Annotated in this window: 7 protein-coding genes; 4 read left to right on the top strand and 3 right to left on the bottom strand. The window is 62.7% G+C overall.

Annotated features, from left to right (window positions below; genetic code table 11):
• Nucleotides 1–169 precede the first annotated feature (169 nt).
• Nucleotides 170–3,658 (top strand): carbamoyl-phosphate synthase large subunit, encoded by a 3,489-nt coding sequence (carB, locus tag GA0061105_RS05440; RefSeq protein WP_092748591.1) that lies wholly within the window; start codon nucleotides 170–172, stop codon nucleotides 3,656–3,658.
• Between the two features lie 53 nt (nucleotides 3,659–3,711).
• Here carB and GA0061105_RS05435 read toward each other — a convergent pair whose 3' ends face one another.
• Both GA0061105_RS05435 and GA0061105_RS05430 read right to left on the bottom strand, forming a co-directional pair.
• Nucleotides 3,712–5,166, bottom strand: coding sequence for a UdgX family uracil-DNA binding protein (locus GA0061105_RS05435; protein ID WP_092748589.1), 1,455 nt, complete (start codon nucleotides 5,164–5,166; stop codon nucleotides 3,712–3,714).
• Complete coding sequence (locus tag GA0061105_RS05430) at nucleotides 5,166–6,398, bottom strand: putative DNA modification/repair radical SAM protein (RefSeq protein ID WP_064695901.1); 1,233 nt, start codon at nucleotides 6,396–6,398, stop codon at nucleotides 5,166–5,168. Before GA0061105_RS05430 ends, GA0061105_RS05435 begins: the two co-directional genes overlap by 1 nt.
• A 266-nt stretch (nucleotides 6,399–6,664) precedes the next feature.
• Between GA0061105_RS05430 and greA the strand changes: the two genes are divergently transcribed.
• Nucleotides 6,665–7,141: a transcription elongation factor GreA gene (greA, locus tag GA0061105_RS05425; RefSeq protein WP_064695900.1), complete on the top strand. Its 477-nt coding sequence runs from the start codon at nucleotides 6,665–6,667 to the stop codon at nucleotides 7,139–7,141.
• Between the two features lie 27 nt (nucleotides 7,142–7,168).
• Complete coding sequence (locus tag GA0061105_RS05420; RefSeq protein WP_092748587.1) at nucleotides 7,169–8,227, top strand: glycosyltransferase family 4 protein; 1,059 nt, start codon at nucleotides 7,169–7,171, stop codon at nucleotides 8,225–8,227.
• Between the two features lie 226 nt (nucleotides 8,228–8,453).
• On the opposite strand, the gene GA0061105_RS05415 is transcribed toward GA0061105_RS05420, so the two are convergent.
• A complete protein-coding gene (locus tag GA0061105_RS05415; RefSeq protein WP_092748585.1) occupies nucleotides 8,454–9,788 on the bottom strand; it encodes a dicarboxylate/amino acid:cation symporter in 1,335 nt (444 codons plus the stop codon).
• Between the two features lie 223 nt (nucleotides 9,789–10,011).
• Between GA0061105_RS05415 and GA0061105_RS05410 the strand changes: the two genes are divergently transcribed.
• Entirely contained in the window at nucleotides 10,012–11,886 is a 1,875-nt protein-coding gene (locus tag GA0061105_RS05410) for a sensor histidine kinase (protein ID WP_092748583.1), read from the top strand.

Genomic DNA, 11,886 nt, shown 5'->3' with positions numbered 1-11,886 from the left:
CGTTCGCGCCTGTTCGGATTCCTGTCGATTCCGCGATTTATGGGGTTCCGTTTGCAAAAACATTTGCCTATAAGCCGCTTCTAGCCTGAAAAGACCTCAATGCGCGACCCGACCCGGTGATCTCCCACCCTGGCCGGCTTTTTGCGCAGCCAGACAATGGATATCGCCCATGCCGAAGCGCCAAGACATCAAATCGATCCTCATCATCGGCGCGGGACCGATCGTGATTGGCCAGGCTTGCGAATTCGACTATTCCGGCACCCAGGCCTGCAAGGCGCTGAGGGAGGAAGGCTACCGCGTCATCCTCGTCAATTCCAACCCGGCGACGATCATGACCGACCCGGGCCTGGCCGACGCCACTTACGTCGAGCCGATCACCCCCGAGGTCGTCGCCAAGATCATCGCCAAGGAGCGCCCGGACGCGCTGCTGCCGACCATGGGTGGGCAGACGGCGCTGAATACCGCCCTCTCGCTGAAGCGCATGGGCGTGCTCGACCGCTACAATGTCGAGATGATCGGCGCGAAGCCCGCGGCCATCGACATGGCCGAGGATCGGGCGCTGTTCCGCGAAGCCATGGCCCGCATCGGCCTGGAAACGCCGCGCTCGATGCTGGCGAACGCCACCGACATCAAGGACCTCGACCGCAAGACACACGAGGCCGAGCGCAACAAGCTGCGCGAAAGCCTCTCCGGATCCGACCTCGACAAGGCGCTGGACGAACTGGAAAACCAGTGGAACCTCGGCGAAAGCGACCGCAAGCAGCGTTACATGAACCATGCCATGGCGATCGCCGCCCAGGCACTCGACCATGTCGGCCTTCCCGCCATTATCCGCCCCTCCTTCACGCTCGGCGGCACCGGCGGCGGCATCGCCTACAACCGCTCGGAATTCTTTGAGATCGTCGGCGGCGGCCTCGATGCTTCGCCGACGACCGAAGTGCTGATCGAAGAATCGGTGCTCGGCTGGAAGGAGTATGAAATGGAAGTCGTCCGCGACAAGGCGGACAACTGCATCATCATCTGCTCGATCGAGAACATCGATCCGATGGGCGTCCATACCGGCGATTCGATCACCGTCGCGCCGGCGCTGACGCTGACCGACAAGGAATACCAGATCATGCGCAACGCCTCGATAGCGGTGCTGCGCGAAATCGGCGTCGAGACCGGCGGCTCGAACGTCCAGTTCGCCGTCAATCCGAAAGACGGCCGCCTCGTCGTCATCGAAATGAACCCGCGCGTCTCGCGCTCCTCGGCGCTCGCTTCCAAGGCCACCGGCTTTCCGATCGCCAAGGTCGCCGCCAAGCTCGCCATCGGCTATACGCTCGACGAACTGGAAAACGACATCACCGGCGGCGCAACGCCCGCTTCGTTCGAGCCGTCGATCGATTATGTCGTCACCAAGATCCCGCGTTTCGCCTTTGAGAAATTCCCCGGCGCCTCGCCTGTTTTGACCACGGCCATGAAGTCGGTAGGCGAAGTCATGGCGATCGGCCGCACCTTCGCCGAATCGCTGCAGAAGGCGCTGCGCGGCCTCGAGACCGGCCTCACCGGCCTCGACGAAATCGAGATCCCCGATTTCGAGGAAGGCGAATCCAGCCAGAACGCCATCCGCGCCGCCATCGGCACGCCGACCCCGGATCGCCTGCGCATGGTCGCCCAGGCGTTGCGCCAGGGCCTCAGCATCGAAGAGGTGCATGAAGGCTGCAAGATCGACCCCTGGTTCATCGCCGAACTCAAGAATATCGTCGACATGGAAGCCCGCATCCGCGAGCATGGCCTCCCCAATGATGCGGCGAACCTCCGCATGCTGAAGGCCATGGGCTTTTCCGACGCGCGCCTGGCGACGCTGACCGGCAAGCGCCCGAAGGAAGTCGCTGAACTGCGCAACGGCCTGAACGTCCGCCCCGTCTTCAAGCGCATCGACACCTGTGCGGCCGAGTTCGCTTCGCCCACCGCCTATATGTATTCGACCTACGAGACGCCCTTCGTCGGCGCCGCCCGCTCCGAAGCTCAGGTCTCCGACCGCAAGAAGGTCGTCATCCTCGGCGGCGGCCCGAACCGCATCGGCCAGGGCATCGAATTCGACTATTGCTGCTGCCATGCCGCCTTCGCGCTAAAGGATGCAGGCTATGAAGCGATTATGATCAACTGCAATCCGGAAACCGTCTCGACCGACTACGACACCTCGGACCGGCTCTATTTCGAGCCGCTGACGGCCGAAGACGTGATCGAGATCCTGCGCGCCGAACAGGAAAAGGGCGAAGTTGTCGGCGTCATCGTCCAGTTCGGCGGCCAGACGCCGCTGAAGCTTGCCGAGGCGCTTGAGAAGAACGGCATCCCGATCCTCGGCACCGCGCCCGACATGATCGACCTCGCCGAGGACCGCGACCGCTTCCAGAAGCTTCTGATGAAGCTCGACCTCAATCAGCCGAACAACGGCATCGCCTATTCGGTCGAGCAGGCCCGTCTCGTCGCCGCCGAAATCGGCTTCCCGCTGGTCGTGCGCCCCTCCTACGTGCTCGGCGGCCGCGCCATGCAGATCATCCATGCCGAGAGCCAGCTGCAGACCTACTTGCTCGACACGGTGCCGGAACTGGTGCCGGAAGATATCAAGCAGCGTTATCCCAACGACAAGACCGGCCAGATCAACACCCTGCTCGGCAAGAACCCGCTGCTCTTCGACAGCTATCTGACCCACGCCATCGAAGTCGACGTCGACTGCCTCTCCGACGGCACCGACGTCTATGTCGCCGGCATCATGGAGCATATCGAGGAAGCCGGCATCCATTCCGGCGATAGCGCCTGCTCGCTGCCGCCTCGCTCGCTGCCCGTCGAACTGCTCGATGAGCTGGAGCGCCAGGCAAAAGCCATGGCCAAAGCGCTCAATGTCGGCGGCCTGATGAACGTCCAGTTCGCCATCAAGGACGGCACGGTCTACGTTCTCGAAGTCAATCCGCGCGCTTCGCGCACCGTGCCCTTCGTCGCCAAGACCATCGGGGCACCGATCGCCAAGATCGCCGCCCGCGTCATGGCCGGCGAGAAACTCGACGCCACCTTCGCCGCCTATGGCGACAAGCCCGATCCGCGCAAGCTCAAGCACATCGCTGTCAAGGAAGCTGTCTTCCCCTTCGCCCGCTTCCCGGGCGTCGACACGCTGCTCGGCCCGGAAATGCGCTCGACCGGCGAAGTCATCGGCCTCGACACCGATTTTGCCTTGGCCTTCGCCAAATCGCAGCTCGGCGCCGGCGTCGAACTGCCGCGCGACGGAACGGTCTTCGTCTCCGTGCGCGACGAGGACAAGTCGCGCGTGCTGCCGGCGATCCGCATTCTCGTCGAACAGGGCTTCAAGGTGCTGGCAACCGGAGGCACCGCCCGGTTCCTCGGCGAAAACGGCATCACCGCCACCAAGATCAACAAGGTTCTGGAGGGCCGCCCGCACATCGAGGACGCAATCCGCAACCGCCAGGTCCAGCTCGTCATCAACACCACCGATGGCAACAAGGCGATCTCGGACTCCAAGTCGCTGCGCCGCGCCACGCTGATGCAGAAGGTGCCCTACTATACGACGATGGCCGGCGCCGAAGCCGCCGCCCAGGCGATCAAGGCGCTGAAGGCAGGCAATCTCGAAGTGCGGCCGCTGCAGAGCTACTTCGCCTGAGCATAAAGCGCCATCGCCCGATGGGCGGTGGCGCGAGCTCAAGCGGAATCAATTTATGCAGCCATTTTTATAAGCCCCTGGATTTTTAGCATATCTTCGCGAAACCTTTCCATCTCCTCCGCCTTCAGCCGCTCGTCGGGAATGCGCAACAGATAGGATGGATGCACGGTTACGAAGAGGGTGCGTTCTCCGTCGATGGCCATCGCCTTCCCTCTCACATCCTGCAGGCGCTCCTTCACATCGGTCAGCGCCGCAAGCGCCGTCGCCCCCATCGCGACGATCAGCTTCGGCTTGACGAGCGCCAACTCCCGATCGAGCCACCAGCGGCAATGCTTCACCTCGCCCATGTTTGGCTTCTGGTGGATGCGACGCTTACCGCGCGGCTCATATTTGAAATGCTTCACCGCATTGGTGACGTAGAGCCTCGACCGGTCGATGCCCGCCTCTGATATCACCTGATCGAGAAGCTTGCCGGCAGGGCCGACGAAAGGACGCCCCGAAATATCCTCCTGATCGCCCGGCTGCTCGCCGACGAACATCACCTGCGCATCCGGCGGCCCCTCCCCGAATACCGTCTGGGTCGCATGGGCGTGCAGCGGACAGCGCGTGCAGACGGCGGCTTCCGCGCGCAGTGCTTCCAGCGTGCCCGCGGCGGCCTCTGGCTCGGCTCGGAGATTGCGCGCGGCCTGCTGCAAGCGGTCGTGGAAGGGTAGCGATTGCGTCGCTTCCCGCGCCGCCATCTCCCGCACCTTGCTCTCGGCCGATGCAATCAGCCCTGGAATGAGATCGGCCTCCGGCAGGTTCTTCCAGTATTTCTTCGGCATCTCCGCCTGCATCGCCTTCACCTTCAATCGCGCCGGGTTGAAGATATTGGCATAGTAGGTGCGCCAGAGTTCGTCTGTGGCATCGCTGAGATTGGGCTTTTCGCAAGGCTCGTCGGTGATCGTCAGCCGCTCGCCGTCCCAGGCGGCCGATCCCTTCGGTGTTGCGATCAACCAATCCATGTCGTTGAAGCGGCGCTGGAAGAAGTGAGCCGTGCGCCTGACGATATGATGATCCGGTTCGAACCAGGCGAGGAACTTTCGACGCGCTGCCGATACCGCGCCGACTTCCTTGAAACGGACGAAGGCCGTCATCTTGTGCGCATCGCGCCGAACGTTCTTCGCCATCAGCCTGGCCCGCACGACATCCTCGTCGGAGGTCACCTCGAGCAGCTGCCGGTCCAGCTGGAGGCGCCAGAGCATGCGGTATAGCAGGGAAAACCGCGCCGGATCGGAATGGCAGAGCACCGTTTCCGCAAGCTCGATGAAGGCGGGCGGCACCGTCATCTGCTTGCGTGATGTTGCAGGCACCGGCAGCATGGCGTCGCGTTGAAACGACAGATCGGCCTCAGCGCTTTTTTCGCGCCAGTCGATCTCCTCGGGCAGAATGCCGGCGGCCGCCAAGGCGCGTGCGGCATCGCGCCATTCGCCAAGGTCACCACGCCCTGCAAGCACGACCCGGCGCATCACAGCAACGACAATTGTTCGGGCTGCGGCTCGAACATGGCGCGCAGGTCCGGCCGGTCGGTCAGCCGACGCGGCGACCAGCCTTCCGCTGAGATGAAGGCTTGGACCTTCTTGATCGAAACGCCGAGCCGCGAGAGATCCTCGAGCCGCAGACGGCGGAAACGGCGCGCCGAAACGATCGCCTTTACCGTCTTGGTGCCGAGGCCCGGCACACGCAGCAACTGCTCGCGCTCGGCCTTGTTAATGTCGACGGGAAATTCGCCCCGGTTGGCCAGCGCCCAAGCGAGCTTCGGATCGAGGTCGAGATCGAGCATGCCCCCCGCCTGGTTTGCGGTAATCTCGTCGATACCGAAACCGTAGAAGCGATAGAGCCAGTCTGCCTGGTAGAGCCGGTGCTCACGCATCAGGGGTGGCTTGATCAGCGGCAGGTTCTTCGAAGCGTCCGGGATTGGGCTGAAGGCGGAATAATAGACGCGCCTCAGGCCATAGCTGCTGTAAAGCCGGCCGCTGCTCGCAAGGATGGTCGCGTCGTTCGCCCCGTCCGCGCCGACAATCATCTGCGTGCTCTGGCCGGCCGGCACGAAACGCTGGCGTCTCTTCGTCTTCAGCGTCGGCTCGCCGGCCGCCTCGATCTTCAGCCTGAGATCGCCCATCGATCGCCGGATATTCGCCGGCTTCTTTTCCGGCGCAAAGCGGGTGATGCCGCTGTCGGTCGGCAGCTCGATATTGAGGGACAGCCTGTCGGCATATAAGCCCGCCTCCTCGATCAGATGCGGCGACGCCTCGGGGATCGCCTTCAAATGGACGTAGCCGCGGAAATGATGGGTCACGCGCAGTTCGCGGACGATGCGGACCATCTCCTCCATTGTGTAATCGGAAGAGCGAATGATGCCGGAGGAAAGGAACAGGCCTTCGATATAGTTGCGGCGGTAGAATTCAAGCGTCAGCCAGACGACTTCCTCCGCCGTGAAGCGTGCCCGCTCGACATTGCTGGAGGAGCGATTGACGCAATAGGCGCAGTCATAGATGCAGAAGTTGGTGAGCAGTATCTTCAGCAGCGAAATGCACCGCCCGTCCGGAGCGTAAGCGTGGCAAATGCCGGATCCCTCGGTCGAACCGAGCCCGCCGCTTGCGCTTGAATCGCGCTTCACCGTGCCGCTGGAAGCGCATGATGCGTCATATTTCGCGGCGTCGGAAAGGATGGCGAGGCGTTCGGCAAGCGACTTCTTCATCCTATGTTCACTATATGTTCTTATGGGCAAAGTCAACCAAAACGATCCCGTTTTTGCCCAATTGCGGGTCGCATCGCCAAATGCCGCGGTGGGTTGAGTTGCACTTATGCGAATTTTCTGGAAATCGGCATCGCCGATCTGCTATAAGCGTTCGACTAAGTTTGTGGCACGGTTCCGAAGCTCCCCTTCGGGACCTGTTTTCTTTTGTGTGTGCGGGACTGCTCAAAGGCAGGGACTGTTAGACGCAAGGAGTGAAGGACAGAAAAATGGTTGATAAGGTACCGATGACACAGGGTGGTTTCGTCAAGCTGCAGGAAGAACTGCGCTGGCGTCAACAGGAGGAGCGCCCCCGAATCATCGAGGCGATCGCCGAAGCCCGTGCCCATGGCGACCTTTCCGAAAACGCCGAATACCACGCCGCCAAGGAAGCCCAGAGCCACAATGAAGGCCGCATCAGCGAACTCGAAGACCTGACGGCGCGCGCCGAAGTCATCGACCTCAGCAAGATGTCGGGCGACAAGATCAAGTTCGGCGCGAAGGTGAAGCTCGTCGACGAGGACACCGAAGAAGAAAAGACCTACCAGATCGTCGGCGACCAGGAAGCCGACGTCAAGGCCGGCCGCATCTCCATCTCCTCCCCGATCGCCCGCGCGCTGATAGGCAAGGAAGTCGGCGATTCCATCGAGGTCAACGCACCCGGTGGCTCCAAGGCCTACGAGATCCTCCAGGTTTCCTGGGGCTGATCGCCCGTCAGACACGAGATCCACCCATTGCCGGACATTCGTGACGTCGAGATCATTGCGCCCAATTTCAAGCGCCGGCTCTCCGGCGTCACGTCGACCATCGTCCAGCTCATCCCGTGCCAACTCCGGCTCGGCATCAGGATCGCGACCCTCGGTCCCGGCCTTCCGGAGGGTCTGGCGAAACTGACATGGCCGCAGCTCCTCGGCCTGTGGCGCCCGCCGGCACGCCGGCGCCACCGCGTCTGGCACGCCCGCCGCAACAACGAGATGGCCGTCGGCATTCTGCTTCGCCATGTCCTGCGCATGCCGCTGAAGCTGCTCTTCACCTCGGCCGCGCAACGCCGTCACACCGCCTATACGAAATGGCTGATCCGCCGCATGGACGCGGTGATCGCAACCAGCGACCAGTCCGGCTCCTTCCTCGAGGTGCCCCACACCGTCATCCAGCACGGCGTCGATCTTTCCCTGTTTCACCCGCCAGAAACGGCCGAGGACGGCATCGCTGCGACCGGCCTTCCCGGCCGCTATCTCGTCGGCTGCTTTGGCCGTGTCCGCCACCAGAAGGGCACTGATCTCTTCGTCCGGACGATGATCGAGCTCTTGCCGCAGCACCCCGAATGGACGGCCGTCGTCTCCGGGCGGGTGACGGCGGAGCACACCGCCTTCGGTGAGAAGCTCAAGGCCGATGTGGCCGCCGCCGGCCTTGGCGATCGCATCCTCTTCCTCGGCGAAGTGCCTGATATCAAGGTCTGGTATCGCCGCCTGACTCTTTATGTCGCCCCCTCCCGCAACGAAGGCTTTGGCCTGACGCCGCTCGAAGCCATGGCCTCGCGCACGGCGGTCGTGGCATCGGATGCGGGCGCCTATGCCGAACTCGTTGCCGAGGGCGAGACTGGCGCGGTCGTCGCCGCCGGCGATGGCCAGGCGCTGACACGGGCAATCGCCCCCTATATCGCAGATCCGGCACTGGCGATCGCGCATGGCGAGAATGCGCTGCGTCATGTCCGGGCGAATTTCGCGCTGGAGAAGGAAGCAAGTGCTATCGGCGCCGTTTACGAGCGCCTTCTCGGCGACAACCGCGGCTGAGTGGAAAGTGAGACGGCCGATTGGACAAGGGCCCGCCGGCGCCGCTGACGAAGACCGCCAACCCCTCCTCCGTCATGCTCGGGCTTGTCCGAGCATCTATCCCCCGTCGATTGGGCAGCAGATCCTCGGCACGAGGCCGAGGATGACGACTAGGAATCGAATTATCAATAAGCGAACGGCCCGCTGTAAAACGGGCCGCTGCAAAGATGCCGACAATCAGCCGAGGTTATTCCGCCGGCTGAAGCCCGGCAGCCGGAGCGCCCTCTTCTGCCTGACCGCCCAGCGCTCTAGCGAGCTGCGCCGTATCCAGCTCCTTTTCCCAGCGTGCGACGACGATCGTCGCGACCGCATTGCCGACCAGGTTGGTCAGCGCCCGGCATTCCGACATGAAGCGGTCGATGCCGAGGATGAGCGCCATGCCGGCGACCGGCACGGAGGGTACGACGGAGAGCGTCGCGGCAAGGGTGATGAAGCCGGCGCCGGTGATGCCGGCGGCACCCTTCGAGCTCAGCATCGCCACCAAGAGCAGCAGGATCTGGTCACCCCAGGAGAGCTGGATGCCGGTCGCCTGGGCAATGAAGAGCGCGGCCAGCGTCATGTAGATGTTGGTGCCGTCGAGATTGAAGGAATAGCCTGTGGGGATGACGAGGCCGACGACCGAGCGCTTGCAGCCGGCCTTTTCCATCTTGTCCATCAGCCCCGGAAGTGCGGCCTCGGAAGACGAAGTGCCGAGAACCAGGAGCAGCTCTTCCTTGATGTAGCGCAGCAGCGCCAGGATCGAGAAGCCGTTGTAGCGGGCGACGGCGCCGAGAACTACGAGAACAAAGAGCAGTGAGGTGATGTAGAAGGTGCCGATCAGCATGGCGAGGTTGGCGATCGATCCGATGCCGTACTTGCCGATGGTGAAGGCCATGGCGCCGAAAGCGCCGATCGGGGCGGCCTTCATCAGGATGCCGACAAGCTTGAAGATCGGAGCCGTCAGGGCATTAAGGAAGGTCACGACCTGCTCGCCCTTTTCGCCGACCATGGCGAGCGCGATGCCGAAAAGCACCGAGAAGAACAGCACCTGCAGAATGTCGCCATCCGCGAACGCCCCGACGATCGTCGACGGAATAATGTTGGTGAGAAAGCCGACGATGCTCTGCTCATGCGCCTTTTCGGCAAACGTGGCCACGGCCTTCGGGTCGAGCGACGCCGGATCAATGTTCATGCCGGCGCCGGGCTGGACGACATTGGCGACGACCATGCCGATGACGAGCGCCAGCGTCGAGAAGGTCAGAAAGTACAGCATTGCCTTGCCGGCAACACGGCCGACCTTCTTGAGGTCGCTCATGCCGGCAATTCCGGTCGCCACCGTCAGGAAGATGACCGGGGCGATGACCATCTTGACGAGCTTGATGAAGGCATCGCCAAGCGGCTTCAGCTGGGTGCCGAGCTCGGGATAGAAATGGCCGAGCAGGATGCCCGCGGCGATGGCTGCGAGGACCTGAACGTAAAGATGAGTATAAAAGGGCTTTTTGCCCTTGCTGTCTGCGACTGCATCGAATGGTGCTGCGATCATGATATCCTCCTAAGGCTCCTACGGAACGAACTCCGGCCTCCCGAGCCGTTCGCTTCACTCCAACAGCTCAGCCGTTGTTGCCCGGTCTTTCGCAATCGCCGTGCCAGTTTCGGATGCCGAAATTAACCAGTTGATTTTTCAGTGTAAAAAAATTCTTGCCTGCCAGTAGCTGGTGAAGAAATGCGGAAATCCGCACAAACTCGTTTGCATCTCGTGCAGAAAAATGCACAAATCCGCCATGTCCTTGTCCGTGTCGCAAAAGCTGTGGCCTTCCCTGCCGCTGCATCATCGCATCCGCCGAATGTGGTGGGCCTATGCGGCGACCGCGCTTCTCGCCGTCGTCGCGTGCCTGTGGGCGAGCGGCGAGATCGGCCGGCAGCAGGCAGAGGCCGCCCTCGAAGAGCAGGCTCGCACGGATGCGAGGCTGAATGCGGCACTGCTGCGTACTGTGCTGGAAAAATACCGGGCGCTTCCCTTCGTGCTCTCGCAGGACACGGCACTCGCAGCGGCGCTGACGCAAAACGACACCGGCACGTTCGAGCGGCTCAGCCAGAAGCTGGAAATGCTGGCGGCGGGCACGAAAGCCGCTGTCATCTACGTCATCGACAAGGACGGCGTGGCGGTTTCGGCCAGCAACTGGCGCGAACCAACAAGCTTCGTCGGCAACGACTATCGTTTCCGCGAATATTTTCAGGGTGCGGTCGCGAATGGACAGGCCGAGCACTTCGCGCTCGGCACCGTCAGCAAGAAGCCCGGCCTTTATATCTCCGAGCGGATATTAGCCAGCAACGGTCTCCTGGGCGTTGTCGTGGTCAAGCTGGAATTTGATGACGTTGAGGCGGATTGGAACGCCACCGACGCCCCCTCGTATGTCGTCGATGAACGCGGCATCGTCCTCATCACCAGCATTCCCTCGTGGCGGTTCATGACGATCGGCCGCATCGCCGAAGATCGGCTGACGACGATCCGCGACAGTCTGCAATTCGGCGATGCGCCGCTTCAGCCGCTGCCGCTCGATATTGTCCGAAGCCTTGGCGACAGGCTCGACGTCGTCGAGATCGTCATGCCGGGCGGCGCTGGAAAGACGAGGTTTCTTGATGTCGGCACGCCGGTTCCCGAGACCCGATGGCTGTTGCAGCATCTGGTGGCGCTGGGGCCGGCCGTCGATGCAGGCATTCGCGAAGCCCGCATGCTGGCGTTGCTGACGCTCTTGCCGCTGCTTGCCGGAGGAGCCTTTCTGTTGCGCCGCCGCCAGGCGGTCACCTTGCGGATTTTCAGGGAACAGCAGGCGCGCGAAGAACTGGAGCAGCGGGTGGCCGAGCGGACGCAGGATCTCAGCCAGGCGCGAGACCGGCTGCAGGCCGAAATCACAGGCCACAGGAATACGGAGCAGAAGCTGCAGGCGGTGCAGCAGGATCTGGTGCAGGCCAACCGGTTGGCGATCCTCGGTCAGGTCGCCGCCGGCGTCGCCCATGAGATCAACCAGCCGGTCGCGACCATCCGCGCCTATGCGGACAATGCTCGCACCTTCCTCGACCGCGGCCAGACGGCGCCCGCCGGCGAAAATCTGCAGGACATCGCCGCGCTCACCGAGCGCATCGGCTCGATCACCGAGGAGCTGAAGAGTTTTGCCCGCAAGGGCCGCGGCAGCGCCGAACCGACCGGCTTGAGAGATGTGATCGAAGGCGCGGTGATGCTGCTGCGCAGCCGCTTTGCAGGGCGCATGGATACGCTCGATATCGATCTGCCGCCCGCCGACCTGCAGGTCATGGGCAGCAGGATCCGCCTCGAACAGGTGCTGATCAATCTGCTTCAGAACGCCCTGGAGGCGGTGGCGCCGAAGGCTGATCAGGGTCGCGTCGAGATCAAGACGTCAGGCGATGCGGAGATGGTGACGTTGACGGTCGCCGACAACGGCCCCGGCATTTCGCCGGAGATTCGCAAAGGCCTGTTCACGCCGTTCAACACCTCGAAGGAAAGCGGTCTCGGCCTGGGACTGGTCATCTCCAAGGATATCGTCGGAGATTACGGCGGCCGGATGGAGGTCGACAGCGACGGCAGCGGCACCCGATTCATCGTTCATCTGAAGAAGGCTTGA

Source organism: Rhizobium aethiopicum (assembly GCF_900094625.1).
In the GTDB taxonomy this organism is placed as follows: Bacteria; Pseudomonadota; Alphaproteobacteria; order Rhizobiales; family Rhizobiaceae; genus Rhizobium; species Rhizobium aethiopicum.
The sequence above is the reverse complement of the archived record's forward strand: the minus strand, read 5'-3'. Positions and strand labels throughout refer to the sequence as shown.